The 25,181-nt window shown below is 69.5% G+C and carries 22 protein-coding genes and 1 riboswitch; of the genes, 14 read left to right on the forward strand and 8 right to left on the reverse strand.

What is annotated here, in order from left to right:
• Window positions 1-34: 34 nt before the first annotated feature.
• Together WFJ97_RS05495 and mfd are read right to left on the reverse strand one after the other, a co-directional pair.
• The gene (locus tag WFJ97_RS05495; RefSeq protein ID WP_247623045.1) at window positions 35-196 is read right to left on the reverse strand and encodes a hypothetical protein; all 162 of its coding nucleotides are present in this window, start codon (window positions 194-196) and stop codon (window positions 35-37) included.
• An 87-nt stretch (window positions 197-283) separates the two neighbouring features.
• Window positions 284-3,865 (reverse strand): transcription-repair coupling factor, encoded by a 3,582-nt coding sequence (mfd, locus tag WFJ97_RS05500; protein WP_336640744.1) that lies wholly within the window; start codon window positions 3,863-3,865, stop codon window positions 284-286.
• 79 nt (window positions 3,866-3,944) lie between these two features.
• Between mfd and WFJ97_RS05505 the strand changes: the two genes are divergently transcribed.
• From WFJ97_RS05505 to WFJ97_RS05535, 7 genes are all read left to right on the forward strand, one after another.
• The gene (locus WFJ97_RS05505) at window positions 3,945-4,508 is read left to right on the forward strand and encodes a GNAT family N-acetyltransferase (RefSeq protein WP_336640745.1); all 564 of its coding nucleotides are present in this window, start codon (window positions 3,945-3,947) and stop codon (window positions 4,506-4,508) included.
• A gap of 61 nt (window positions 4,509-4,569) precedes the next feature.
• A complete protein-coding gene (locus WFJ97_RS05510) occupies window positions 4,570-5,433 on the forward strand; it encodes an Fpg/Nei family DNA glycosylase (protein ID WP_336640746.1) in 864 nt (287 codons plus the stop codon).
• A gap of 66 nt (window positions 5,434-5,499) precedes the next feature.
• Window positions 5,500-5,646, forward strand: a riboswitch (FMN riboswitch).
• Window positions 5,647-5,700: 54 nt separating this feature from the next.
• The gene (gene ribD, locus WFJ97_RS05515) at window positions 5,701-6,744 is read left to right on the forward strand and encodes a bifunctional diaminohydroxyphosphoribosylaminopyrimidine deaminase/5-amino-6-(5-phosphoribosylamino)uracil reductase RibD (RefSeq protein ID WP_247632648.1); all 1,044 of its coding nucleotides are present in this window, start codon (window positions 5,701-5,703) and stop codon (window positions 6,742-6,744) included.
• Window positions 6,744-7,391, forward strand: a complete 648-nt coding sequence (locus WFJ97_RS05520) for a riboflavin synthase (protein WP_247623050.1) — start codon at window positions 6,744-6,746, stop codon at window positions 7,389-7,391. Before ribD ends, WFJ97_RS05520 begins: the two co-directional genes overlap by 1 nt.
• Window positions 7,388-8,653 (forward strand): GTP cyclohydrolase II, encoded by a 1,266-nt coding sequence (ribA, locus tag WFJ97_RS05525; RefSeq protein ID WP_247623051.1) that lies wholly within the window; start codon window positions 7,388-7,390, stop codon window positions 8,651-8,653. Before WFJ97_RS05520 ends, ribA begins: the two co-directional genes overlap by 4 nt.
• A complete protein-coding gene (gene ribH / locus WFJ97_RS05530; RefSeq protein ID WP_247623052.1) occupies window positions 8,650-9,123 on the forward strand; it encodes a 6,7-dimethyl-8-ribityllumazine synthase in 474 nt (157 codons plus the stop codon). The genes ribA and ribH overlap by 4 nt, the downstream gene beginning before the upstream one ends.
• A 65-nt stretch (window positions 9,124-9,188) precedes the next feature.
• Complete coding sequence (locus WFJ97_RS05535; RefSeq protein ID WP_336640747.1) at window positions 9,189-9,542, forward strand: Fe-S protein; 354 nt, start codon at window positions 9,189-9,191, stop codon at window positions 9,540-9,542.
• 232 nt (window positions 9,543-9,774) lie between these two features.
• Here the strand turns inward: WFJ97_RS05535 and WFJ97_RS05540 are convergent, their stop codons facing one another.
• From WFJ97_RS05540 to WFJ97_RS05550, 3 genes are all read right to left on the reverse strand, one after another.
• Window positions 9,775-10,314 (reverse strand): hypothetical protein, encoded by a 540-nt coding sequence (locus WFJ97_RS05540; RefSeq protein WP_336640748.1) that lies wholly within the window; start codon window positions 10,312-10,314, stop codon window positions 9,775-9,777.
• Window positions 10,315-10,604: 290 nt separating this feature from the next.
• Window positions 10,605-11,090, reverse strand: a complete 486-nt coding sequence (locus tag WFJ97_RS05545) for a hypothetical protein (protein WP_336640749.1) — start codon at window positions 11,088-11,090, stop codon at window positions 10,605-10,607.
• 207 nt (window positions 11,091-11,297) lie between these two features.
• Window positions 11,298-12,287, reverse strand: coding sequence for a LacI family DNA-binding transcriptional regulator (locus tag WFJ97_RS05550; protein WP_404596783.1), 990 nt, complete (start codon window positions 12,285-12,287; stop codon window positions 11,298-11,300).
• Between the two features lie 159 nt (window positions 12,288-12,446).
• Between WFJ97_RS05550 and WFJ97_RS05555 the strand changes: the two genes are divergently transcribed.
• From WFJ97_RS05555 to WFJ97_RS05570, 4 genes are all read left to right on the forward strand, one after another.
• Window positions 12,447-13,364 (forward strand): carbohydrate ABC transporter permease, encoded by a 918-nt coding sequence (locus WFJ97_RS05555; RefSeq protein WP_247623054.1) that lies wholly within the window; start codon window positions 12,447-12,449, stop codon window positions 13,362-13,364.
• A gap of 46 nt (window positions 13,365-13,410) precedes the next feature.
• Window positions 13,411-14,256: a carbohydrate ABC transporter permease gene (locus WFJ97_RS05560; protein WP_247624713.1), complete on the forward strand. Its 846-nt coding sequence runs from the start codon at window positions 13,411-13,413 to the stop codon at window positions 14,254-14,256.
• 76 nt (window positions 14,257-14,332) lie between these two features.
• Entirely contained in the window at window positions 14,333-15,688 is a 1,356-nt protein-coding gene (locus tag WFJ97_RS05565; protein WP_336640751.1) for an ABC transporter substrate-binding protein, read from the forward strand.
• A 95-nt stretch (window positions 15,689-15,783) separates the two neighbouring features.
• Window positions 15,784-17,520, forward strand: coding sequence for a glycoside hydrolase family 35 protein (locus WFJ97_RS05570; RefSeq protein WP_336640752.1), 1,737 nt, complete (start codon window positions 15,784-15,786; stop codon window positions 17,518-17,520).
• A gap of 24 nt (window positions 17,521-17,544) precedes the next feature.
• Here the strand turns inward: WFJ97_RS05570 and WFJ97_RS05575 are convergent, their stop codons facing one another.
• Window positions 17,545-18,042 (reverse strand): GAF domain-containing protein, encoded by a 498-nt coding sequence (locus WFJ97_RS05575; RefSeq protein ID WP_336640753.1) that lies wholly within the window; start codon window positions 18,040-18,042, stop codon window positions 17,545-17,547.
• Window positions 18,043-18,186: 144 nt separating this feature from the next.
• Here WFJ97_RS05575 and WFJ97_RS05580 point away from each other — a divergent pair, with 144 nt between their 5' ends.
• Window positions 18,187-19,647, forward strand: a complete 1,461-nt coding sequence (locus WFJ97_RS05580) for an MFS transporter (RefSeq protein WP_247623058.1) — start codon at window positions 18,187-18,189, stop codon at window positions 19,645-19,647.
• An 88-nt stretch (window positions 19,648-19,735) separates the two neighbouring features.
• Here WFJ97_RS05580 and WFJ97_RS05585 read toward each other — a convergent pair whose 3' ends face one another.
• On the reverse strand, window positions 19,736-20,767 hold the full coding sequence (locus tag WFJ97_RS05585) for a S66 family peptidase (protein ID WP_336640754.1): 1,032 nt from the start codon (window positions 20,765-20,767) through the stop codon (window positions 19,736-19,738).
• A 130-nt stretch (window positions 20,768-20,897) separates the two neighbouring features.
• Between WFJ97_RS05585 and WFJ97_RS05590 the strand changes: the two genes are divergently transcribed.
• Complete coding sequence (locus WFJ97_RS05590) at window positions 20,898-21,104, forward strand: AsnC family protein (protein ID WP_247623060.1); 207 nt, start codon at window positions 20,898-20,900, stop codon at window positions 21,102-21,104.
• Between the two features lie 67 nt (window positions 21,105-21,171).
• Entirely contained in the window at window positions 21,172-23,073 is a 1,902-nt protein-coding gene (locus WFJ97_RS05595) for an ABC transporter ATP-binding protein (RefSeq protein WP_336640755.1), read from the forward strand.
• Window positions 23,074-23,259: 186 nt separating this feature from the next.
• Here WFJ97_RS05595 and WFJ97_RS05600 read toward each other — a convergent pair whose 3' ends face one another.
• Entirely contained in the window at window positions 23,260-25,122 is a 1,863-nt protein-coding gene (locus WFJ97_RS05600; protein WP_336640756.1) for a phosphoenolpyruvate carboxykinase (GTP), read from the reverse strand.
• Between the last annotated feature and the right edge of the window lie 59 nt (window positions 25,123-25,181).

Raw genomic sequence — 25,181 nt, forward strand, 5'->3', positions numbered from 1 at the left:
AGCGCGCGGCGGGAGGTCTGCTCCGGTCGACGATCTACTCCTTGGTCGCCGCGGTGCGGCGGAGCATGCCGATGACGAGGGTCGCCAGGAACAGCACGATGCCGAGGACGGCGAGCCAGAGGAGGCCCTTGACCACGAAGCCGAAGACGGCGAGGCCGGCCCACACGATGAGCAGGATGATCAGAAGTGTCCACATGGCTTCAGCATCCGCCGCCCTGCGCCGGTTCCACACCCCGTTGACGCGCGGTCGTGGCTGGTCTAGTGGGCTACGCGGTCTTGCGGGCTATGCGCTCTCGGCCTTCACGGGCTCCGGGAAGATGGCGGTGAACAACTGCCCCACCCACTCGAGCAGCTCGGCATCCGGGAGGGGTTCGAGCCCGACGCCGACCGCGGCCGGCACCGTGGGCATCGGCACGACCAGCGCCTCGCCGCCGGAGACGAGCTTCGCCTTCGGGTAGAGCCGCTGCAAGCGCACCTTGATCGAATCCTCGAGGCGAGCCGGTGCGATGCGCAGGTTCGAGCCCATCACGACGACGTCGGCGAGGCCCGCGCGTGCGGCCCGGCGGCGCAGACGGGCGATCGCGATGAGCCCCTCGACCTCGGCCGGGGGCGTGCCGTAGCGGTCGGTGAGCTCGTCGATGACGAGGTCGATCGCGTCGTCCTTCGCCGTCGCGATCGAGGCCGCCGACAGCTTCTGGTAGGCCTCGAGCCGCAGGCGTTCGCTGTCGATGTAGTACTCGGGGATGCGCGCGTCGAGCGGCAACTCGAGACGCAGCTCCTGACCGGACTCGACCTCCTCGCCGCGGAACGTCGACACCGCCTCACCGATCATGCGCAGATACAGGTCGAAGCCGACGCCCGCGATGTGACCGGCCTGCTCGCCTCCGAGCAGGTTGCCCGCGCCGCGCAGCTCGAGGTCCTTCAGGGCGACCTGCATGCCCGAGCCGAGGTCGTTGTTCACGGCGATCGTCTGCAGTCGGTCGGCCGCCGTCTCGCTGAGCGGCTTCATCTCGTCGTACAAGAAATACGCGTAGGCGCGCTCGCGACCGCGGCCCACGCGTCCGCGGAGCTGGTGCAGCTGGCTGAGGCCGTAGCGGTCGGCGCGATCGATGATGATCGTGTTCGCGTTCGAGATGTCGAGCCCGGTCTCGATGATCGTCGTCGAGACGAGCACGTCGAACTTGCGCTCCCAGAAGTCGTCGACGACCTGCTCGAGCGCGTGCTCGCCCATCTGCCCGTGGGCGACCGCGATGCGCGCCTCGGGCACGAGCTCGGCGAGCTGGGCGGCGACGCGCTGGATGGACTGCACCCGGTTGTGCACGAAGAACACCTGACCCTCGCGCAGGATCTCTCTGCGGATCGCGGCGGCCATCTGCTTGTCGCTGCGCGGACCGACGAACGACAGGATCGGATGCCGGTCCTCCGGCGGGGTGGCCAGCGTCGACATCTCGCGGATGCCGGTGACCGCCATCTCGAGCGTGCGCGGGATCGGGGTGGCGCTCATAGCGAGGATGTCGACGTTCGTCTTCATCTTCTTGAGAGCGTCCTTGTGCTCGACGCCGAACCGCTGCTCCTCGTCGATGATCATCAGGCCAAGGTCCTTGAACATCACCTGGTCGGTGAGGATGCGGTGCGTGCCGATGACCATGTCGACCGTGCCGTCGAGCAGACCCTGCAGCGTGAGGCGGGCCTCCTTGTCGGTCTGGAATCGCGAGAGCGGGCGCACCTTCACCGGGAATCCGGCGAAGCGCTCGGTGAACGTCTCGAGGTGCTGCTTCACCAGCAGCGTCGTCGGCACGAGCATCGCGACCTGCTTGCCGTCTTGGATGGCCTTGAACGCCGCGCGCACGGCCACCTCGGTCTTGCCGAAGCCCACATCGCCCGAGAGCAGGCGGTCCATCGGGATCGGCCGCTCCATGTCGGCCTTGATCTCGTCGATCGTCTGCAGCTGGTCGGCCGTCTCGGCGAAGGGGAACGCCTCCTCCAGCTCGCGCTGCCAGGGGGTGTCGGGCCCGAAGGCGTAGCCCTTGGCGCTCATGCGCGCCGAATAGAGCTTGACGAGCTCGACGGCGATGTCGCGCACGGCCTTGCGGGCCTTGCCCTTGGCCTGCGACCAGTCGCTGCCGCCCATCTTCGATAGGGTCGGGCCCTCACCGCCCACGTACTTCGAGAGCAGGTCGAGCTGGTCGGTGGGCACGTAGAGCTTGTCGCCCGGGTAGCCGCGCTTCGAGGGCGCGTACTCGAGCACGAGGTAGTCGCGCACCGACTTCGTGGCGTTGCGTCCACCGGTCGAGACCTCGCGCTGGGTCATCTCGACGAAGCGTCCGATGCCGTGGGTGTTGTGCACCACGAAGTCGCCCGGCTTGAGCTGCAGCGGGTCGACGACGTTCTTGCGGCGGGAGGCGAGCTTCTTGACGACGCGCTGGTCTCCGCCGATCGTGCGACCGTAGAACTCGTTGTCGGTGAGGACGGCGAGCTTCGCCTCCGGCACCTGGAATCCGGCCTCGACCGAGCCGGTGAGCAGCGTCGCGACGCCGGGCTCGGGCGCATCGTTCAGCTCGGGAAGGATGCGAGCGGCGATGCCGCGATCGGCGAGCACGTCGCGGGCGCGATCGACGAGACCCGAACCGGTGGCGATGACCACGACGCGCCAGCCCTCGGAGATGCGCTCGGCGACGAAGGAGATCGCCCCGTCGACGTTTCCGTGGAACGACGGGATCACGGTGGCGTCGAGGTTCGCCGCCTCGGCCTCGTCTTCACCGAGACCCGCACCGAAGGGGCTGAGCCGCCACCACACACCGCCGCGGTCGCGGACGACCTCGCGCAGCTGGGCGATCGTGAGGAAGTCGCCCGCGCCGAGATCGATGGGGGCGGAGGCACCCGAGGTCGCGGCGCTCCAGGCCGCATCGAGGAACTCGCGATTGGTGTCGCCGAGAGTGATGGCCCGCGCGCTCGAACGCTCGGGGTCGACCACGGCGGTCGCCGCCCCCGCGGGAAGGTACTCGGCGAGCGACGAGAGGGGACCGGCGACCGCGGGCAGGAGCGACTCCATGCCCTCGACCGGGATGCCCTCGGCCATCTTCTCGAGCATGCCCGCGATCGCCGGGAAGCCGCCGATCAGCGCACGCGCGCGATCGCGCACGTCGTCGGTGAGCAGCAGCTCGCGGCTGGGCGGCAGGTCCACGGAGCCGACGTCGCCGGGGAGGGAGCGCTGGTCGGCGACCGAGAACGCGCGGATCTGATCGATCTCGTCGCCGAAGAACTCGACGCGGAACGGGTGCTCGGAGATCGCCGGGAACACGTCGAGGATGCCGCCGCGCACCGCGAACTCACCGCGACGCGAGACCATGTCGACGCGCGAGTAGGCGCGCTCGACGAGACGGGCGGCCACGGTGTCGAGTTCGAGGCCGCGGCTGCCGACCGCGAGCTCGAGCGGCTCGATCTCGCCGAGGTTGCCGGCGATCGGCTGCAGGGCCGCACGCACCGAGGCGACGACGACGAGCGGATGATCGCCCGCCCACTCGCGGATGCGGCGCAGCGTCTGCAGTCGGAGACCCACCGTGTCGGGGCTCGGGCTGAGGCGCTCGTGCGGCAGGGTCTCCCAAGCCGGGAACGTGAGCACCTCGGCGTCGGGGATGTAGGAGCCGAGCGCCTGCGCCAGGCTCTCGGCGCGGCGGCCCGTGGGCACGACGGCGAGCAACGCCTGCGGATGCCCCGCGGCGGCGCGCTTGGCGAGGAGTCCCGCGAGGGCCGGAGCATCGAGCCCGTCGACGAGGCCGAGGTCGGCATCGATCTGAGCCCAGCCGAGCGCTTCACGGTACAGAGACGCCTCTTCCAAGGCGCGCAGAATCCCTGGAACAGTCACCGGACAAGACTAGCCGCCGCCTCCGACATCGGCTCCGGCATCCGCCCTCTGCCGCCCGCCACGGCGATACCGTAGTCCGATGGAAGCTGTGCGACTGGAGACCGAGCGCCTCGTGCTGGCGGCGCCGACCGACGCCGACATCGACGCGATCACGGCCGCGTGCCAGGACCCGGAGATCCCCCGCTGGACCACCGTGCCCTCGCCCTACTCGCGCGACGACGCCGCCGATTACGTGCGTCTGACCGGCGAGTGGTGGGCCGACGGGTCGCAGGCGGTGTGGAGCGTGCACGCGGGTGAGGAGCTCGTGGGCTCGATCGGGCTGCACCACATCACCCCGCACGACGCGGGCGGGCACGCCGAACTCGGCTACTGGGTCGCGGCATCCGCCCGTGGTCGGGGGTATCTCGTCGAGGCGGCCCGCTCCGTCATCGACTGGGGCTTCGACGAGCTGGGTCTCGCACGCCTCACCTGGCGCGCCGTGGTCGGGAACGTCCCCTCGGCTCGCGCCGCCCGCGCGCTCGGCTTCCGCTACGAGGGTCTTCAGCGGCAACTGCTCACCGGACCGCGCGGCCGCGACGACGGCTGGGTCGCGGGGCTCCTCCCCACCGACGACCGCGCCCCGGTGGCCTGGCCCGTGCTCTGAGCCGCCCCTCGCGCCCGGAGCCGGGGGTGACGATGTCGGATGCCGGTGGCAGGATGTTCGCATGCCCGAGATGCCGGAGGTGCAGGGGCTCGTCGACTTCCTGGGCGAGCGCGTCGTGGGTCGCACGATCACGCGCACGAGCGTGGCGGCGATCGCCGCGCTGAAGACCTACGACCCGCCCAACACCGCGCTGCACGGCGCCGTGATCAGCGGCGCCTCGCGGCGGGGCAAGTTCATCGTGCTCTCGTGCGGAGACGATCTTCACCTCGTCTTCCACCTCGCGAAGGCGGGCTGGCTGCGATGGTACGATACCCTGCCCACGACGATCATCAAGCCCGGCAAGACGCCGATCGCCCTGCGCGTCGCGCTCGACGACGGCAGCGGGTTCGACCTCACCGAGGCGGGCACGAAGAAGTCCCTCGCGGTCTACGTCGTGCGCGACCCGGCGGAGGTGCCGGGCATCGCCCGTCTCGGCCCGGACCCCCTCGACGACGCCTTCACCCGCGAGGTGTTCGCCGGTCTCCTGGACGGCAAGCGCACGCAGATCAAGGGCCTGCTGCGCGATCAGGCGGTGATCGCCGGCATCGGCAACGCGTACTCCGACGAGATCCTGCACGCCGCGCGCATGTCGCCGTACGCGATCGCCGCGACGCTCGACGACGCGGCGATCGACTCGCTGTTCGCGGCGATGCAGGCGACGCTGCGCGAGGCGCTCGCCGAGGCATCCGGCAAGCCCCCGGCCGAGCTGAAAGACGCGAAGCGCCGGGGGATGCAGGTGCACGCCCGCCGCGGCGAGACCTGCCCGGTCTGCGGCGACACCGTGCGCAGCGTCTTCTTCGCCGACCGCTCTCTCGAGTACTGCCCGACCTGCCAGACGGGCGGAAAGGTGCTCGCCGACCGACGCCTGTCGCGCCTGCTGAAATGAGCCGAGACGTCGCCGGATGACGGGGAATGAATTCCGCGCGGGCGCGTTGAGTACACTCAGAACATCAACGTGCTCCGGGGTCGGTGGGAATCCGAACCGGCGGTGACAGTCCGCGAGCGTCTCGGTTTCGACCGAGGTGCCGATCCGGTGGAAATCCGGGACCGACGGTGATGCGGGAGAGATCCCGCTAGTCCGGAAGGGAGGCAGCACGATGCGCCGCCGTGCGCGCCGTCCGCCTCCCCCGGAGCCTTCAGAGAAGGACGACGGATGGCAGTGAACGAGACAGAGCGCGAGGCGATGAGCCGTGCTCTCGCGCTCGCGGCGCTCGGCCCCCGCGGCGTGAACCCGCAGGTCGGCGCGGTCATCCTCTCCCCCGACGGCACGATCCTCGCCGAGGGATGGCACCACGGCGCCGGCACCCCGCACGCCGAGGTCGACGCGCTGTCGAAGCTCGCCCCCGGCGCAGCCCGCGGCGCGACCGCGGTCGTGACCCTCGAACCCTGCAACCACACCGGACGCACCGGTCCCTGCGCGCTCGCCCTGATCGAGGCCGGAGTGAGCCGCGTCGTCTACGCGCTCGACGATCCCGGCGCCGTGTCGGGCGGAGGCGCCGAGCGGCTGCGGGCCGCGGGCGTCAGCGTCGAGGCCGGCGAGCAGGCGGATGCCGCGCACGCCGTGATCGACGGATGGCTCACCGCGCAGCGCCTCGGCCGCCCCCACGTCACCGTGAAGTGGGCGCAGAGCCTCGACGGACGCGCCGCGGCCGACGACGGATCGAGCCAGTGGATCACCGGTCCCGCTGCCCGTGCCGATGTGCACCGCCGCCGCGCGGCATCCGATGCCATCGTCGTCGGCACCGGCACCGTGCTGGCCGACGACCCCTCGCTCACCGCTCGCGACGGAGACGCGCTCCTCCCCGACCAGCCCGTCCCGGTGGTCATCGGCTCGCGCCCCACTCCGGCGGATGCGGCGGTGCGCCGGCATCCGCACACTCCCCTCTTCTTCGACGGACACGACCTGCACGCGGTGCTCGCCGACCTGCACGGCCGCGGCATCCAGAGCGTCTTCGTCGAGGGCGGGCCGACCCTCGCGAGCGCGTTCGTGGCGGCGGGGTTGGCCGATCGCGTGCTCGCCTACATCGCCCCCGTGCTGCTGGGCGGAAGCCGCCTCGCCCTCACCGACATCGGCGTCTCGTCCATCGGCGAGGCGCACCGCCTGACGATCGACGAGTGGCTGCCCCTCGGCGCCGATCTGCTCGCGATCGCCCATCCCGCTTCTCTCCCCACCGCGTCGACCGAAGGAGCCGTCTGATGTTCACCGGGATCATCGAGGAGATCGGCGAGATCACCGCCATCTCGCCGTCGGGCGACGGCTGGCGTCTGACCGTGCGCGCTCCGAAGGCCGCCGCCGACGCCGTGCACGGCGAGTCGATCGCCGTCTCGGGCGTGTGCCTGACCGTGGTCGCCTCGGATGCGGATTCCTTCGACGCCGACGTCATGAAGCAGACCCTCGACGTCGCGGCGCTCGGCGATGCCGCCGTCGGCACCCGCGTCAACATCGAGAAGGCGATGCCCGTCGGCGCGCGCCTGGGCGGGCACATCGTGCAGGGCCACGTCGACGGCGTCGGCACGGTTCTCGAGGTTCGGCCCGGAGCCCAGTGGAGTGTGCTGCGCATCGGCCTTCCCGCCGACCTCGCCCCGCTCGTCGTCGACAAGGGATCGATCTCGGTCGACGGCACCTCGCTCACCGTCAGCGCGGTCAGCGACCCTCCTTCGTCAGGCTCAGGACCCGACGAGCAGCAGTGGTTCGAGATCTCCCTGATCCCCGAGACGCTCGCCGCGACGACCCTCGGCACCCGCGCCGTCGGCGACCGCGTCAACCTCGAGACCGACATCCTCGCCCGGCACGTCGAGCGCCTGCTCGCGTTCCGGACCGCACCGGAAGGAGGCTCGCGATGAGCCTTTCCACGATCGCCGACGCCCTCGACGCCCTGCGCGCCGGGCGCCCCGTTCTCGTCGCCGACGACGAGAACCGTGAGAACGAGGGCGACGTCATCCTCTCGGCAGAGCTCGCCACCCCCGAGTGGGTCGCGTGGACCGTGCGCTGGTCGTCCGGATTCATCTGCGCGCCGATGCCCGCCGACCGCGCCGACGACCTCAACCTGCAGCCGATGGTCGCCGCGAGCGAAGACGCGCGCGCCACCGCGTACACGGTGAGCGTCGATGCCGCCGAGGGCGTCACGACCGGTATCAGCGCGCATGACCGCGCGCACACGCTCAACGTGCTCGCGAACCCCGAATCGACCGCCACGAGCATCATCCGCCCGGGCCACGTGCTGCCGCTGCGCGCGGTCGACGGCGGGGTGCGCGAGCGCAGCGGCCACACCGAGGCCGCCGTCGATCTCATGCGCCTCGCGGGACTGCAGCCGGTGGGGGCGATCGCCGAGGTCGTCGCCGAGGACGGCAGCATGATGCGGATGCCGGGGCTCCTCGAGCTCGGCGCCCGCGACGGTGTGCCCGTCATCACGATCGAGCAGCTGATCGACCACCTCAACGAGATCGACCCGCAGGGCGACAACGGCCCGGTGCGCAACCGCCGCGTGAGCCTGCGCGCCGATGCGACCGTGCCGACCACGCACGGAACCTTCCGGTTCCTCGCCTACAAGGACCGCGTCACCGGCACCGACCACATCGCCGTCGTCTCGGGCGAACCGCAGGAGACCTCGCTCGTGCGCGTGCACTCCGAGTGCCTGACCGGCGAAGCCTTCGGTTCGCTCAAGTGCGAGTGCGGCCCCCAGCTCGACGCCGCGCTCGACGCGATCGAGCAGGACGGCGGCATCGTCATCTACATGCGCGGTCACGAGGGACGCGGCATCGGGCTCATCAACAAGCTCCGGGCATACAGCCTGCAGGAGGAGGGGCTCGACACCGTCGACGCGAACCTCGCTCTCGGGCTGCCGGCCGATGCCCGCGAATACGCGGCGGCCGCCGGCATCCTCGCCGATCTCGGCGTGTCGAAGGTGCGCCTGCTGACGAACAACATCGACAAGGTGAATCAGCTGCGCGAGCTCGGCCTCGACGTGGTCGAGCAGGTGCCGCTCATCGTCGGCGTCGGACCCAACAACCACCAGTATCTCGAGACCAAGCGTGACCGCATGGGTCACATCATCGGTGAGGACGAGCTCAAGGCCGCCCTCGCAGGACGGAAGGACGACGCATGAGCGGCGCAGGAGCACCCACGACCGGGAACATCGACGGACGCGGACTCGACGTCGTCATCATCGCCGGCACGTGGCACGACACGATCACGAACGGCCTCATCGCCGGGGCCGAGCGCGTGCTGAACGAGGCGCGGGCCACGCACCGCCTCGTGCGCGTGCCGGGATCGTTCGAACTCGCCGTCGCCGCACAGGCCGCCTTCGCCGGTGGTGCGGATGCGGTGGTCGCGCTCGGCGTGATCATCCGCGGCGGCACCCCGCACTTCGAGTACGTGTCGGCAGCGACGACCGATGGCCTCACCCGCGTCTCGCTCGACACCGGCAAGCCCGTCGGCTTCGGCGTGCTCACCCTCGACGACGAGCAGCAGGGTCTCGACCGTGCGGGTCTCGAGGGATCGAAAGAGGACAAGGGCGCCGAAGCAGCGGATGCCGCGCTGCGCACCGCCCTCGTCATCAAGGAGCTGCGGGGCTGAGAGCGCGCTGAGGCCAGCCTTTCCTTCGTAGCGGAGGGAAGGCGCAGACTCGTACGGTGAGGGTCATGGAGACCCTGCGCCACATCGTTCTCTTCGTCCACCTGATCGGCTTCGCCGTGCTCTTCGGAGCGTGGGCGGCGCAGGCCTTCGGCGGTAAGCGCGTCTTCACGCGGCTGATGAGCATCGGCATGGCGATCGCCGCGGTCGCCGGTCTCGCTCTCGCCGCCCCGTGGGGCATCTCGTACGAACTGAACTACGTCAAGATCGGCGTGAAGCTCGTGCTGCTGCTCGTCATCGGCGCACTGCTCGGCATCGGCACCGCGCGGCAGAAGCGCGGAGCATCCATGCCCCCGGTGATGTTCTGGCTCGTCGGAATCCTCACCGCCGCGAACGCCGCCATCGCCGCGATCTGGCGCTAAGCCCACCCGCGACTGACGTCTGGCGCGTCTTTCGCGTCCTCGCGTGCTCGTATGCACGGAGATGTCACGTCTGCACGGAGATGTCACGTCTGCACGGAGCATCCGGTGGTTTCGTCGTGCACGTGTGATCGATCCGTGCAGATGAGACGGCGGGAGGCGCGGTACCTGCCGCCCTGAGCTCGTCGGAGGGCCCGCCGTGTTGTGCACGTGCATCGCACCTGCAGGTGCGTGTTCAGCAGCCGGGGGCGGTGGGTTGTTCGGTGCAGGTGTGGGCGACGAGGGCGGTGTGGGCTTCGTAGATGCGGATCTGTTGGGTGGGCCCGGGGATGGTGAGGGTGCCGGTGAGGGGGATCCACCCGGTGCCGAGGTCGATCTCGGCGGTGTAGTGGATGGTGACGGTGGTGTCGTAGGTGCCGCGGTCGGTGTAGGTGTGGCTCGTGGCGGTGGGGGTGAACTGGGGTTGGCCGAGGGCGTCCCAAGTGGCGCCGGGAGTGGTGGTGTGGGCGGTGGTGCCGTCGCCATAGGCGAAGTCGTAGCCGACCGGGGTGAAGCGGGCGGTGAGGGGTGCGCCGAAGAGGGTGCCGGTGCGGGTGTGCACGGATGCGGTCGTGACGAAGTTCGTGGGGAGTCCGGCGATGCCGACGTTGGAGGGGTCGGCGGTCGGGGTCGCGGTCGCCGGGGTGAGGGTGACGAGGTCGGTGATGGAGATCGTCGGGGCGGCGGGGGCGGATGCCGGGGCCTCAGGCGTCAGACCGGGTTCTGCGCCGCGCACGCATCGAAGGTCGGAGACACCGCGGCAGTCATCCGTGTCGTAGTTCTGCTGCGGGCGCGAGTAGCGGGGAGCGGACGTTCCCGGGTTCGAGTAACCAGAGTCCGAGCCCGGATTCGACGACGAGCCGGGGTACTGCGGGCCCGGTTGAGTGCCGGTGACCGTCACGGACGTGCCGTCGGTGGAACCGCAGAGGCCTGCGGAGGCGAGACTGGACTCGCAAGTCGCGGATGCGGCAACGATCCCAGGGCCACCGAATACGAGCGAGCTCAGGATCAAGAGTGATGCGGCGCTCAGCATGACTGACCGTCTTCGGTCGTCGATTCCGAGATCATCAATCCGTGATCAGATTCGTCGAAGGTGACTTGCAGCGGCACTCGCAGGTCGCGATCCGGAGGCGTCACGTCAAGGCCCTTCGCATCGAGCACGGTCGTCTCGCTCACTTCCAGGCACACCAGCACTTGGACCGACGCCGCACCGGACTCGAGCTCGGTCTGGAGCAATACGAACTCGGCGACCTCTCCGTCTCCACTGATGGTGAGTCCCTCCTCTGCCAGTATCCGCCGGGCGTCCGTGTCGCCTTCCAGCGCCAGTCCGATCAAGAAATCGCGCGGATCGACGCTGTCATCGCCGCGACGCTCTGCATTCACCGCCTCGTTGTACTCCCGGTACACCTCCTCCGCCGCGGCGAACGCCTCTTCCTCGCTGGCGAACGCCGGCGTCGGAGTGGGCGTGGGTTGCGGGGCGGGTGCGCAGCCGCTGAGGGCGGCGGCGACCACGGCGAGAGCGAGGGTGGCAGCGGGGTATCGAGTCGACATCACCGCCACAAAGTAGCCCGAATCTGAGCGCACCCGCGGGAGTTATCCACAGGCCACCGTCGCGCATCGCGGGGCCCTTCGACAGGCTCAGGGACCCAGTTCCGGTGGGGTGGGACTCTTCGACAGGCTCAGGGACCCAGTTGCACGGGGCGGGGCCCTCCGACGGGCTCAGGGAGCGGGGCGCGGGGGGGCCGTGCTCTCGCGGACGACGAGTTCGGTGCCGACGAGGGGCGTCTGCGCGGCCTCTCCCCCGTCGAGTTCGGCGAGCAGCGCGTCGACCGCAAGCGCGCCGACCCTCTCGGGGTGCTGCTGCACCGTCGTGAGCGGCGGCCAGATCTGCGCCGCATCGGGCAGTCCGTCGAAGCCGACCACGCTGACGTCGCTCGGGATGTCGCGGCCTGCCTCGCGGAACGCGCGCACCACACCGATCGCCATCTGGTCGTTGGCGGCGAACACGGCGGTGACGTCGTCGCGATCGCGCAGCTCGACACCGGCCCGGTACCCGGAGGCAGCGCTCCAGTCGCCCGGGATCATCTCGGGAACCCGGCGACCCTGCGCCTCCAGCGTCGACCGCCAGGCCTCGCGGCGACGTTCGGCGGAGTAGGACTCGGTCGGCCCCGACACGTGCCAGACGGTCTCGTGCCCGAGGTCGAGCAGATGCTCGGTGGCGAGCCGGGCGCCCTGCGCCTGGTCGGTGTCGACGAACGGATGCGTCGATCCGCGGTTCGAGTCGACGAGCACGATCGGCAACCCGTCGGGGATCTCGACCTCCGCCTCGTCGAGCTGGTGGGCCTCGACCACGATGATGATGCCGTCGACGGCATGTTCCTCGAGACGGCGGAACGCGCCCGCCACCGTCTCGCGGGCGCTGGACTCGACCGGGATCAGGGTGAGCGCGTAGCCCATCTGCGAGGCGCGCACGGCGATGGCGTCGAGCGTGCGCTGGTTGCCGTAGGAGCTGAACGAGAACATGATCACGCCGATGGCGCGGAAGCGGCCCGATCGCAGAGCCCTGGCCGCACTGTTCGGCCGATAGCCGAGGTGCTGCATCGCCTGCTCGACGCGCTCCCTGGTCGCCGCACCGACGTAGCCGCGCGCGTTCACCACCCGGGAGACGGTCTGGCCGGAGACGCCGGCCTCGCGCGCCACGTCTTCCATCGAGGGGTCTCGCCGCCGCGGCGACTGCTCTGTCGAGGATTCCAGGGACACGATTGATCATCCATTCATGTGTTGACGTTGACACACTAGCAGCGCATCGCATATGTTGACGTTGACACACGGCGCAGTGAGCGCCTGGACTTGGAGAAGGTCTCGTCGATGACGACTGAAATCATTGCGGCCCCCGGAGCCGCCGGCATTCGCCGCCGCGAGAAGCGCGACTGGAAGGGATGGGCCTTCGTCGGCCCGTTCATGCTCGTGTTCGCGCTGGTGTTCCTCACCCCGCTCGCGTACGCCCTGTACCTCAGCTTCTTCCAGGAGAAGCTCATCGGCGGCAACGCGTTCGTCGGCGTCGACAACTACGTGCGCGCCCTCACCGACCCCCAGTTCTGGGAGGCGTTCGGCCGAGTGCTGATCTTCCTCGTCGTGCAGGTGCCGATCATGCTCGCCCTCGCCCTCGGTGCGGCCCTGGCCCTCGACAGCGCGCGCCTGCGCGGCGCCTCGTTCTTCCGCATCCTGATCTTCCTGCCGTACGCGGTTCCCGCCGTCGTCGCGGTGCTCATGTGGGGCTACATCTACGGCGACCAGTTCGGTCTGACGTCGAACTTCAACGATTTCCTCGGCAGCGACCTCATCACCCCGTTCGCCCGCGAGTGGATCCTCGTGTCGATCGGAAACATCGTGACGTGGCAGTTCGTCGGCTACAACATGCTGATCTTCTACTCCTCGCTCAAGACGATCCCCACCGAGATGTACGAGGCGGCCTCGCTCGACGGCGCCGGCGCCTGGCGCACGATCTTCTCCATCAAGATCCCCTCCGTGCGCGGCGCGCTCGTCATCGCCACGATCTTCTCGATCATCGGCAGCTTCCAGCTCTTCAACGAGCCCAACATCCTGCGCCCCCTCGCCCCGAACGTGATCACGACGTACTTCACCCCCAACATGTACGCGTACAACCTCTCGTTCGCGGGCCAGCAGTTCAACTACGCCGCGACGATCGCCATCATCATGGGCATCATCACGGCCGTGATCGCCTACGTCGTGCAACTGCGCGGCTCGAAGTCGGAGGTGCGCTGAGATGGCACTCCCCCTCGCCCGCTCCACACGCAAGCGCAACGACCCGATGAACCCGCGGTCGTCGAAGACGCTGCTGATCGTGATGGTCGTGTACGCGCTGTACACGCTCGTGCCGCTCGTCTGGCTGCTGTTCAGCTCGACCAAGACGCAGTCGGGCCTCTTCAGCTCGTTCGGCCTCTGGTTCGCCGACGACTTCGCGTTCATCGACAACCTGGTCGCGACGTTCTCGTTCCGCGACGGCATCTTCCTGCGCTGGCTGGGCAACACCCTGCTCTACGTCGTGGTCGGCGCGGGCGGCGCGACACTGCTGGCGACCATGGCCGGCTACGGCCTGGCGAAGTACCGCTTCCCCGGCCGACGCGCCGTCTTCGCGATCGTGCTCGGTGCGGTCGCGGTGCCCGGCACGGCGCTCGCGGTGCCCACCTTCCTGCTCTTCAGCGAGCTGGGTCTGACGAACACCCCCTGGGCGGTCATCATCCCTTCGCTGATCAGCCCGTTCGGCCTCTACCTCATCTGGGTGTTCGCCTCGGAATCCGTGCCCACCGAACTGCTGGAAGCCGCTCGCATCGACGGCGCCGGGGAGTTCCGCACGTTCTTCACGATCTCGATGCGCCTGCTCGCACCCGGCATCGTGACCGTCGCCCTCTTCACGGTCGTCGCGACGTGGAACAACTACTTCCTGCCCTTGATCATGCTCTCCGACCCCGCCTGGTACCCGCTCACCGTGGGCCTGAACCAGTGGAGCTCGCAGGCGATCGGGGCCGGATCCCAGCCGATCTACAACCTGGTGATCATGGGCTCGCTGCTCACGATCATCCCGATCGTGATCGCCTTCCTGCTGCTGCAGCGGTTCTGGCAGTCAGGTCTCACCGCGGGAAGCGTCAAGCAGTAAGCACCCCTCTTCCCGCACCTCGCATCGCAGAAAACGTCGATCCGATGCTGGATCGCACCCCCGAAAGGACACAGCAATGAAGCACCTTCCTCACCCCGCTGCGCGCCGCACCCTGACGGTGCTCGCCGCCGGCACCGTCGCAGCTCTCGCCCTGGCCGGCTGCAGCACCGGAGGCACCGGCGGCGGCAGCGCCGCCGGCGACGGATCGTTCGACTCGGTCGAGGCCGCGCTCGAGAAGGGCGGCGAGATCACGTACTGGTCGTGGACCCCCTCCGCCGAGGCGCAGGCCGCGGCGTTCATGGAGGAGTACCCGAACGTCAAGGTCAACGTCGTCAACGCCGGCACCAACACCGACGAGTACACGAAGCTGCAGAACGCCATCAAGGCGGGCTCCGGTGCTCCCGACGTCGTGCAGGTCGAGTACTACGCCTTCCCGCAGTTCGCCCTCACGGATGCCTTCGTCGACCTGTCTCAGTACGGCTTCGGCGACTTCGAGGACGACTACACCGCCTCGACCTGGAACTCGGTCACCGACGGTGACGCCATCTACGGCCTCCCCCAGGACTCGGGCCCCATGGCGCTGTTCTACAACAAGGCCGTCTTCGACGCCGCCGGCATCGCCGTGCCGACCACGTGGGACGAGTACTACGAGGCCGCGAAGGCGATCCACGCCGCGAACCCCGACGCGTACATCACCAACGACACCGGCGACGCGGGCTTCGCGACGTCGATGATCTGGCAGGCCGGCGGCCAGCCCTTCTCGACCGACGGCACCGACGTCACGATCGACCTTCAGGATGAGGGCTCGAAGAAGTGGACCGAGAACTGGAACCGTCTCGTCGAGGAAGACCTCGTCGCCCCGGTCAGCAGCTGGAGCGACGAGTGGTTCCGCGCCCTCGGCGACGGCAGCATCGCCACCCTCGTGATCGGCGCCTGGATGCCCGGCAACCTCATCTCGGGTGCGCCCGACGGCGCCGGTGACTGGCGCGTCGCTCCGATGCCGACCTACGACGGCACCCCCGCCAGCGCCGAGAACGGCGGCGGCGGCCAGGCCGTGACCACGCAGAGCGAGAACCCGGAGCTCGCGGCCGGATTCCTGTGGTGGCTCAACAACTCCGAGGACAGCATCTCGCTCTTCCTCGAGAGCGGCGGCTTCCCGTCGACCTCCGCCGAGCTGTCGAGCGAGGAGTTCCTCTCCGACGCCCCGGAGTACTTCGGCGGCCAGAAGATCAACGAGGTGCTCGCCGCAGCGGCCGAGGACGTGGTCCCCGACTGGAGCTACCTCCCCTACCAGGTCTACGGCATCAGCATCTTCGGTGACACCGTCGGCCAGGCGTACCAGAACGGCACCGACCTGAACGAGGGCCTCATCGCCTGGCAGGACGCGCTGGTCGAGTACGGCAACTCGCAGGGCTTCAGCGTCAACAAGTAACACGGTGGCCGGATCGGGCCCTTCGACAGGCTCAGGGAACGATCCTGAGCTCGGGACCCGATCCGGCCACTTCTCTACCGAAAGCACTTCACATCGTGACCTCCTTCACCATCGGCGACACCGACTTCCTCCGCGACGGACGGAAGCACCAGGTCATCGCCGGCGCCCTGCACTACTTCCGCATCCACCCGGACCAGTGGCAGGACCGCATCCGCAAGGCGCGCCTGATGGGTCTCAACACGATCGAGACCTACGTCGCCTGGAACGCGCACGAACCTCGGCGCGGCGAGTGGGACGCCACCGGATGGAACGACCTCGGCCGCTTCCTCGACCTCGTGCACGCGGAGGGGATGGACGCGATCGTGCGCCCCGGACCGTACATCTGCGCCGAGTGGCACAACGGCGGCCTGCCGACCTGGCTGACCGCCGGCGAGCGCGCTCTGCGCTCCTCCGATCCGGCGTTCCTCGCCGATATCAGCGCCTACCTGCGCCGCGTGTACGAGATCGTCGCCCCGCGTCAGATCGACCGCGGAGGTCCCGTCGTGCTCGTGCAGATCGAGAACGAGTACGGCGCCTACGACTCTGACAAGGCCTACCTCGAAGCCCTCGTCGCCCTCACCCGCGAGGCCGGGATCACGGTGCCGCTCACGACCGTCGATCAGCCCACCGATCAGATGCTCGCCGATGGCAGCCTGCCCGAGCTCCACAAGACCGGCTCGTTCGGATCGCGCAGCACCGAGCGTCTCGCGACCCTGCGCGCGCACCAGCCCACCGGCCCCCTCATGTGTTCCGAGTTCTGGGACGGATGGTTCGACTGGTGGGGCGGAGTGCACCACACGACCGACGTGGATGCCGCGGCATCCGATCTCGACGCCCTGCTCGCCGCAGGAGCGTCGGTGAACATCTACATGTTCCACGGCGGCACGAACTTCGGCCTGACGAACGGCGCGAACCACAAGGGCCGCTACCTCCCGATCGTCACGTCGTACGACTACGACGCCCCGCTCGACGAGGCCGGCGATCCGACGGAGAAGTTCTTCGCCTTCCGCGACGTGATCGCGAAGTACGCACCCGTCCCCGACGAGCTGCCCGCGCCCCGGGCATCCGCCCCGGTCGCGAGCGTCGAACTCACGCCCGCCGGCGCATGGACGGATGCCGCGGCATCCGCTTCTCCTGCTCCACTCCCGGCCACATTCGATGAGTTGGGGCACCTCAGCGCCCTCGTGCGCTACGACCTGGCCCTTCCTCCGATGAGAGGCCCCGGGCTGCTCACGGTCGAGGAGGTGCGCGACCTCGCCTGGGTGAGCGTCGACGGCCTGCCCGTCGGCACCCTGTCGCGCACGCGGCACGACCAGGCGCTGCGGATCCCCGCCGGTCGCGCCCTCAGCATCCTTGTCGAGGAGCAGGGTCGCGTGAACTACGACCATCGTCTCGGCGAGGAGAAGGGCCTGATCGGCGCTCCGATGCTCGATGGTGCGCCCCTCGGCGACTGGACCTCGACTCCGCTCGACGTGCAGGCCATCGCCGACGAGGTCGCGACCCGCACTGCCCCCCGATCGGGCGACGGCCCGCGCGCCTGGACGGGTGACCTCGTGCTGGATGCTCCGGCCGACCTCTTCCTCGACACCGGCGCGTGGAGCAAGGGATACGCGTTCGTGAACGGGTTCTTCCTCGGCCGCTACTGGCGCAACGGTCCGCAGCGCACGCTGTTCGTTCCCGCGCCGGCGACCCGCGCCGGGGAGAACCGCGTCGTCGTGCTCGAACTCGAGGAACTGCTCTCGCCGCGTGCGGAGTTCGTGCGCGGACTGTGCCTGGGCGACACCGAGGAGTGACCGTACCCGGCGAAAGCCGAGAGCTCAGACGTTGCCGCGGTGCTGCTGCCAGATCGCTGCCGTGGGCGGCGTGACGCCCTCGGCACGGATGCGCTGCCAGTTGCGTCCGCCACGACCGAAGGCGGCCTGCACGGCACCGGGGACGACTCTCTCCTCGATCGGCTCGAGGATCCAGTCGCAGCGGCGCACGTGCACGAGGTCCGCGGCGAGCGCCTCCGCCGTGGCGTCGTAGGTCCACGGGCCGGTGAGCCGCCCGAGGTAGCTCAGGCCGTCGATGTCGCGCGTCCAGACGTAGGCCCCGATCGGCGCCTTGGCGAAGCGCTCGATCCTCCACGCCAAACGGATGCCGCTCTGCTCGTCGGCGCGGGCGAGCGCGGACTCCAGAGTCGTCGGCGACGGCGACACCCGGCCGCCGATGCCGCAGATCCCGAGCGCGAGCCCCCGCTCGGCGCCGACACCCCGCGGCACGGCGTCATCGCGCGAACGCATCGGGGCCCGGTAGACGGGCATTTCGGTCGCCATGCAGATGTCCCCTCGTCGGCCCGACTCTACGCATCGCGTCACACAGAGCCTTCTGACCCCGCCCGGCGTACAGCGAACACTCAGGAAGGCGTAAACTCGCCCGAGTGCCTCGGTGTACCGAGGCACTTATTCCTAAGGAGCAGCATGAGTACGACCACAGCGCCGGCGAATCCCCGCTCGCGTGTCATCACCGCGAGCCTGGTCGGCACGACCATCGAGTTCTACGACTTCTACGCCTACGCCACGGCGGCCGTGCTCGTGTTCCCGGTCCTCTTCTTCCCGACCGGCAACGACACCACCTCCCTCCTCGCCTCGTTCGGTGTCTTCGGCGCGGCGATGGTCGCCCGCCCCATCGGCGCGGTGGTCTTCGGACACTTCGGCGACAAGTACGGCCGCAAGGCGACGCTCGTCGCCTCGCTGCTCACGATGGGTATCGCGACGTTCCTCATCGGGCTCCTGCCCACCTTCCAGCAGATCGGCTGGGTGGCCGCCCTCCTGCTGCTGATCATGCGTCTCGCGCAGGGCTTCGCGCTCGGCGGCGAGTGGTCGGGTGCGGCCCTGGTCGCCACCGAGAACGCCCCGAAGGGCAAGCGCGCCTGGTACGGCACCTTCCCGCAGCTGGGCGCCCCGCTCGGGTTCATCATCGCGAACCTGCTGTTCCTCAGCATCAACTGGCTGCTCCCCCACGCCGAGAACCCGGCGCTGAAGTCCGAGGCGTTCCTCTCCTGGGGCTGGCGCATCCCGTTCCTGTTCTCCGCCGTGATGGTCATCATCGGCCTCTGGGTGCGTCTGCGCCTCGTCGAGTCCGACACCTTCAAGAAGGCCGAGACCAAGGGCACGATCCGCAAGCTCCCGCTCGCGACCGTCTTCCGCCACCACTGGAAGCAGCTCATCCTCGGCACGTTCTTCATGCTGGCCACGTACGTGCTGTTCTACCTGATGACGAACTTCACGCTGTCGTACGGCACGAAGGCGGCCTCGCTCGAGACGGCATCCGCCGCCGCACAGGCCGCCGCGGAGGCCGCCGGCAACGACTTCGACGCGTCGGCGTTCGCCGCCCAGTTCTACCCCGGTCTCGGCTTCGGCTACACGGACTTCGTGCTCATGCAGATCATCGGTGTCGTGTTCTTCGGAATCTTCACCCTGCTGTCGGGTCCGATCGCCGACAAGATCGGCCGCCGCAAGCTGCTGCTCTGGGTCACGGGCCTCATCATCATCTTCGGTCTGACGTTCAACGCATTCCTGCTGCCTGCCGTCGACCCGAAGTTCACCGGTGCTCTCGCCCAGGCGTTCCTCGTGTTCGGCTTCATGCTCATGGGCGCCACTTTCGGCCCGATGGGCGCCCTGCTGCCCGAGCTCTTCCCGACGAACGTGCGCTACTCGGGCTCGGCGATCTCGTACAACGTCTCGTCGATCCTCGGCGCGGCCGTCGCACCCCTCATCGCGGTGTGGCTGTGGCAGGCGGGCGGCGGCGCCCCGTGGCTCGTGGGTCTGTACCTCTCGTCGATGGGTGTTCTCACGTTCATCGCCCTGGTGCTCTCGAAGGAGACGAAGGACGTCGACTACGAGGACGACCTCGGCGTGGCTGCGACGCCGCAGCCGTAACGGCATCAGTCACCGCAGAACGCCTCTGGGCCCCTGGGACGAACTCAGGGATCCGGGGGCGTTCTCGCGTTCCCCCGACGGTCGCGAGTCAGTAGTCGGCGAAGATCCGGTGTGCGACGCCGTCGAGGGTCATCGTGCCGCCGTAGGGCACGATCCACTGCGGGCGAGTGTGCCCGAAGGGCGGGCCGACGCACACCACCGCCTCCGGGTTGTAGCGCGCGACGACATCGATCACGACGTCGCACTGGGCTGCACGCAGGGCGCGCGCCTCCTCGGCGGACGGCGAGAAGTCGAAGTCGCTCACCGGCGGTCGCGCGACCACCACCCCTGCGACAGCCGAGAGGATGCCGCGCTCCCCCAGCCCGCGCAGCCATCGGTGCACCCAACTCGCCGGCGGACGCTCCTCACTCGTCTCCAGCAACAGGATCGACCCGGCGAGATCATCGATCACCGGCAGGCGGTCAGCGAGGGCGAGGCTGTCGATGACCTCGAGGCATCCGCCCCAGGTCCGCCCCGAGACCGTGCGCGCAGGCCCCGCCCACGTCCACGCTTCCGTCGGGGTCCGATCGCCGAACTCGGTCAACGCACGCGGATCGGTCCAGCGGCGACCGATGTCCTCGGACTCCCCCGGTTCGGTGATCTCGACCGTGCCGCGGTCGAGGAGCGCCGCACGCAGCGACAGCAGGTGCACGTCGTCGACGGCGGCGCCCGGCCCCAGGTGGACAGCGGTCGAGCCGCCGTAGTACCCGCGGATGCCGAGCCCCCAGAGCCAGTTGAGGATGTTCGTGTTGTCGCTGTACCCGAGGAACGGCTTGGGATCGGCGAGCGCCAGCGCGGGATCGAGGTGCGGCACGACGAGGATCTGGTCATCGCCGCCGATAGTCGCCAGGATCGCTCGGATGCTCGGATCGGCGAACGCCGCATTGACGTCGGCGGCCCGTGCTTCCGGACTCGCGCCGAGGAGGCGCGTCGTCGGGTACTCGACGGGAACGAGTCCGGTGAGCTCGGCGAGCCGTCTCATCGCCTGCTCGTGGATCTCGGGTGCGGTGGCCGGAGCGGCGAAGGCGGGAGACAGCACGGCGACGCGGTCGCCGGGTCGGAGTGCGGGAGTGTCGAGCATCCGCCCAGTCTGCCAATCACGGGTTCGAATCGCTCACTTCGCCGTTTCGCGGGGTCGGAATCGACGAAGCGAGCGATTCGAAACGTCAATTCGGCTTGACGCCGGCTCAGGTGTCAACTAGCGTTGACGCATGAGCATCCGCACCGCGATCGCGACCGACCCCGAAGGCGAGCCCCTCGCCGAGCTGAACCGGCTCACGGCACTCCGCCGCGAGATCTCGCGCGCCGAGGAGGCTCAAGTGCGCCGGGCGCGCAACGGCGGCTACTCCTGGCAGGCCATCGCCAGCGCCCTCGGCGTATCGAAGCAGGCCGCGCACCGCCGGTTCGGGCGATCCTGAGCGACCGCGGACGCCCTCTGCACGAAGTACGGTCGTAGTACCCCCTTTTCCCAGAACGAGGTCTTCCATGTCCCGGACGGCGACACCGCGCCGACGCGGACGCGGCGCGCAGCAGGATGGTCCGCGCGCCACGTTCCGCCAGCTCCTCCCCTTCCTCTTCGAGCACAAGCGCACGCTCGTCGTCGTGGCCGTGCTCAGCGTCTTCGGCGCCGCGACCTCGCTGGTGCAACCGCTGCTCGTCGGGCAGGTCATCGAAGCCGTGCAGTCCGGCGGCACGCTCGGGATCCTGGTGTGGTTGCTGATCGGATTCGTGATCGTGTCGTCGATCATCTCCGGCTTCCAGCACTACCTGCTGCAGCGCACCGGCACCGCGGTCGTGCTCTCCAGCCGCCGCAAGCTCATCGCCCGCATCCTGCACCTGCCGACCTCGGAGTTCGACGCGCGCCGCACCGGCGACCTCGTCTCGCGCGTCGGCACCGACACGACCCTGCTCTACGCCGTGCTCACGCAGGGACTGGCGGATGCCGTCGGCAGCGCCGTGCTCTTCGTGGGAGCCCTCGTGGCGATGCTCGTCATCGACCCGATCCTCCTGCTGCTGATCGTGCTGGTGATCGGCGTCTCCGTCGTCGTCGTGGTGGCGCTCAGCGGCCGCATCCGCACGGCCTCGACCGCGCAACAGCAGAAGGTCGGCGAGCTGGCCTCCGGGGTCGAGCGCGCGGTGGGGTCCATCCGCACGATCCGCGCGTCCGGCGCGACCGAGCGCGAGACCGCGACCGTGTCGCAGACGGCCGACGAGGCCTACGGCATCGGCGTGCGGATCGCGAAGATCTCCTCGCTCGTGGTTCCGGTCGCGGGCATCGCCCTCCAGCTCTCGTTGATCGTGGTGCTCGGCGTCGGCGGGTTCCGGGTCGCCGCCGGTGCACTCTCGATCGCCTCGCTGATCGCGTTCATCATGTTCCTGTTCCTGCTGGTCATGCCGCTCGCGACGACGTTCGGGGCGATCACCTCGGTCAACCAGGCGCTCGGCGCGCTCGGCCGCATCCAGGAGGTGCTCGACCTGCCGACCGAGACGCAGGACGACGAGCGGATCGCCGCCGACATCGTGCGCACCGCGACGGCACAGGGTGCTCCCGCGATCGAGTTCCGCGACGTGCACTTCCGCTACCCCGACAACGTGGTCGCTGCGCGCGAGGCGGCGGCGAAGGCCGCCCGGACGCTGCTCGAAGACGCCCACGTCGAGAAGCCGGAGACGACCCTCGTCACCGTTCCCGCAGCCGACGCCCCCGACCGCGAGGTGCTGCGCGGCGTCTCGTTCGCCGTTCCCCGCGGCGCCCGCGTCGCTCTCGTCGGGCCCAGCGGCGCCGGCAAGAGCACGATCCTCTCGCTCGTCGAGCGCTTCTACGACCCGACGGGCGGATCGATCCGCGTGCACGGGCACGACGCGCGCACCTACCCTCGCGACGAGCTGCGCGCGCACTTCGGCTACGTCGAGCAGGACGCTCCGACCCTCGCCGGCACGCTCGCCGACAACCTGCGACTCGCCTCTCCCGCGGCATCCGATGCGGACTGCGAACGGGTGCTGCGCGCGGTCAACCTGGGCGACGTGCTCGAGCGCAGCCCGCTGGGCCTTGCGGCACCGGTCGGCGAGGACGGCGTGATGCTTTCGGGCGGCGAGCGCCAGCGACTCGCGATCGCCCGCGCCCTGCTCACCGACGCACCGATCCTGCTGCTCGACGAGTCGACCTCCTCGCTCGACGGCGTGAACGAGCAGCGCATGCGCGAGGCGATCGACGCCGTCTCGAACGACCGCACCCTCGTGGTGATCGCGCACCGCCTCTCGACGGTCGTCGACAGCGACCTCATCGTCGTGCTGCAGGACGGCGCGGTGGTCGGTCAGGGCACGCACGCGGAGCTCGTCGAGTCGACACCGCTGTACCGGGACCTCGCCCGCCACCAGCTGCTCGCCTGATCCGACCGCTGCACCCGGTCACACGGCGCGACGCGCACGCAAAGACGCGACGGCGGGATACCGGAGACCACTCAGCCATGGGTTCGTCTCCGACATCCCGCCGTCGCGGGTCTGTGCGCGCGTCCTGCGATGAGGACCCGCAGAGGTGCCGGCTCCCCCGAACCGGCACCTGGCCCTGCGCTCCGGCTACGCCTTCTCGAGGCGGTACCGGAGCGACGCCAGTTCGGCACGCAGCGCGGCCGGAAGCCGGTCACCGAACGTGTCGTAGAACTCCTCGGTGCGATCGGCCTCGATCCGCCACGCCGCGGGGTCGACTTCGAACAGCTCGTCGAGGTCGGCCTGCGGGATGTCGAGCCCCGTGAGGTTGAGGTCCTGTGTGCGCGGCAGGCGCCCGATCGGACTGTCGACGGCCGGCACCTCGCCGGCGATCCGGCGGATGATCCAGTCGACGACCCGCGAGTTGTCACCGAACCCGGGCCACAGGAAGCGCCCGTCGTCGCCGCGGCGGAACCAGTTGACCTGGAAGATGCGCGGCGCACGATCGAAGCGCAGACCGCGACCGACCTTCAACCAGTGACCGAAGTAGTCGCCCATGTTGTAGCCGCAGAACGGGAGCATCGCGAAGGGATCGCGGCGCAGCTCGCCGAGGGTTCCCTCGGCCGCGGCGGTGCGCTCGGACGAGATGTTCGATCCGAGGAAGACGCCGTGGGTCCAGTCGGTCGCCTCGACGACGAGAGGGACGTTGCTGGCGCGACGCCCGCCGAACAGGATGACGTCGAGCGGCACGGCCTCCTCCCAGTCCTCGGCGATCTGCGGGCACTGCGCCGCGGAGACGGTGAAGCGGGAGTTCGGGTGCGCGGCGGGACGGCCGGAGTCCGGCGTCCAGGCATTGCCCTCCCAGTCGGTGAGCTCGGCGGGAGCGGTGTCGGTCAGTCCCTCCCACCACACGTCGCCGTCGGGGCGCAGGGCGACGTTCGTGAAGATCGTGTTGCCCCACAGCGTCTCGACCGCCGTGACGTTGGTCGCCTCACCCGTACCCGGAGCGACGCCGAAGAAGCCGGCCTCGGGGTTGATCGCCCAGAGGCGCCCGTCCTCGCCCGGACGGATCCACGCGATGTCGTCGCCGAGCGTCTCGACCTTCCATCCGGGGATCGTGGGGCGCAGCATCGCGAGGTTCGTCTTGCCGCACGCCGAGGGGAACGCCGCAGCCACGTGGTAGGCCGTGCCCTGCGGGTCGATCACGCGGATCAGCAGCATGTGCTCGGCGAGCCAGCCCTCGTCGCGAGCGATCACCGAGGCGATGCGCAGCGCGAAGCATTTCTTGGCGAGGATCGCGTTACCGCCGTATCCCGAGCCGTAGGAGAACACCTCGAGGGTGTCGGGGAAGTGCACGATGTACTTCTCGTCGTTGCACGGCCACTCGGCATCCGCCTGTCCCGGCGCGAGCGGGGCGCCGACGGTGTGCGCAGTGCGCACCCACGGGGCGCCGTCGGCGATCTGCCGGGTGACGGCATCGCCGACGCGGGTCATGATGCCGATCGAGGCGACCGCGTAGGCGCTGTCGGTGATCTGCACGCCGATGTGCGAGAGCGGGCCGCCGACCGCACCCATCGAGAACGGCACGACGTACATCGTGCGTCCGCGCATGGACCCGGCGAACAGGTCCGTCATCTTCTCGTGCATCTCGGCGGGCGGTGCCCAGTTGTTCGTGGGACCTGCGTCCTTCTCCTTCTCGGAGGAGATGAACGTGCGCCCCTCGGTGCGGGCGACGTCGCTGGGGTGCGAGCGGGCGAGGTACGAGCCGGGACGCCACTCGGGGTTGAGCTTGATGAGCTTGCCCTCGGAGACGAGGCCGCGCAGCAGCCAGTCGTTCTCGGCGCGCGACCCGTCGACCCAGTGCACGGAATCGGGCTGCGTCAGCTCCGCCATCTCGTCGACCCAGGCCACCAGCTCCGCCATCGCGGGAGTGTCATAGGCCGGTACCGCGCCGAAGGTGCGCGCGGCGGCGACGGGCGAGGTGCGAGGGGTGAAGACTTCGGCGATGGCCATGGGCTGCTCCTTTGAAGTGTGGGGCGTTGAACCCATCTTCTTCGGCATTCCTCGGGACT

The sequence above is a fragment of the Microbacterium sp. USHLN272 genome (genome assembly GCF_037149655.1).
GTDB classification, from domain to species: Bacteria; Actinomycetota; Actinomycetes; order Actinomycetales; family Microbacteriaceae; genus Microbacterium; species Microbacterium galbinum.

Coding starts and splice junctions, on each gene's coding strand:
- WFJ97_RS05495 (WP_247623045.1), bottom strand. CDS start 196: ATGTGGACACTTCTGATCATCCTGCTCATCGTGTGGGCCGGCCTCGCC.
- WFJ97_RS05505 (WP_336640745.1), top strand. CDS start 3,945: ATGGAAGCTGTGCGACTGGAGACCGAGCGCCTCGTGCTGGCGGCGCCG.
- WFJ97_RS05510 (WP_336640746.1), top strand. CDS start 4,570: ATGCCCGAGATGCCGGAGGTGCAGGGGCTCGTCGACTTCCTGGGCGAG.
- ribD (WP_247632648.1), top strand. CDS start 5,701: ATGGCAGTGAACGAGACAGAGCGCGAGGCGATGAGCCGTGCTCTCGCG.
- WFJ97_RS05520 (WP_247623050.1), top strand. CDS start 6,744: ATGTTCACCGGGATCATCGAGGAGATCGGCGAGATCACCGCCATCTCG.
- ribA (WP_247623051.1), top strand. CDS start 7,388: ATGAGCCTTTCCACGATCGCCGACGCCCTCGACGCCCTGCGCGCCGGG.
- ribH (WP_247623052.1), top strand. CDS start 8,650: ATGAGCGGCGCAGGAGCACCCACGACCGGGAACATCGACGGACGCGGA.
- WFJ97_RS05535 (WP_336640747.1), top strand. CDS start 9,189: ATGGAGACCCTGCGCCACATCGTTCTCTTCGTCCACCTGATCGGCTTC.
- WFJ97_RS05550 (WP_404596783.1), bottom strand. CDS start 12,287: ATGGAAGACGTGGCGCGCGAGGCCGGCGTCTCCGGCCAGACCGTCTCC.
- WFJ97_RS05555 (WP_247623054.1), top strand. CDS start 12,447: ATGACGACTGAAATCATTGCGGCCCCCGGAGCCGCCGGCATTCGCCGC.
- WFJ97_RS05560 (WP_247624713.1), top strand. CDS start 13,411: ATGAACCCGCGGTCGTCGAAGACGCTGCTGATCGTGATGGTCGTGTAC.
- WFJ97_RS05565 (WP_336640751.1), top strand. CDS start 14,333: ATGAAGCACCTTCCTCACCCCGCTGCGCGCCGCACCCTGACGGTGCTC.
- WFJ97_RS05575 (WP_336640753.1), bottom strand. CDS start 18,042: ATGGCGACCGAAATGCCCGTCTACCGGGCCCCGATGCGTTCGCGCGAT.
- WFJ97_RS05580 (WP_247623058.1), top strand. CDS start 18,187: ATGAGTACGACCACAGCGCCGGCGAATCCCCGCTCGCGTGTCATCACC.
- WFJ97_RS05585 (WP_336640754.1), bottom strand. CDS start 20,767: ATGCTCGACACTCCCGCACTCCGACCCGGCGACCGCGTCGCCGTGCTG.
- WFJ97_RS05590 (WP_247623060.1), top strand. CDS start 20,898: ATGAGCATCCGCACCGCGATCGCGACCGACCCCGAAGGCGAGCCCCTC.
- WFJ97_RS05595 (WP_336640755.1), top strand. CDS start 21,172: ATGTCCCGGACGGCGACACCGCGCCGACGCGGACGCGGCGCGCAGCAG.
- WFJ97_RS05600 (WP_336640756.1), bottom strand. CDS start 25,122: ATGGCCATCGCCGAAGTCTTCACCCCTCGCACCTCGCCCGTCGCCGCC.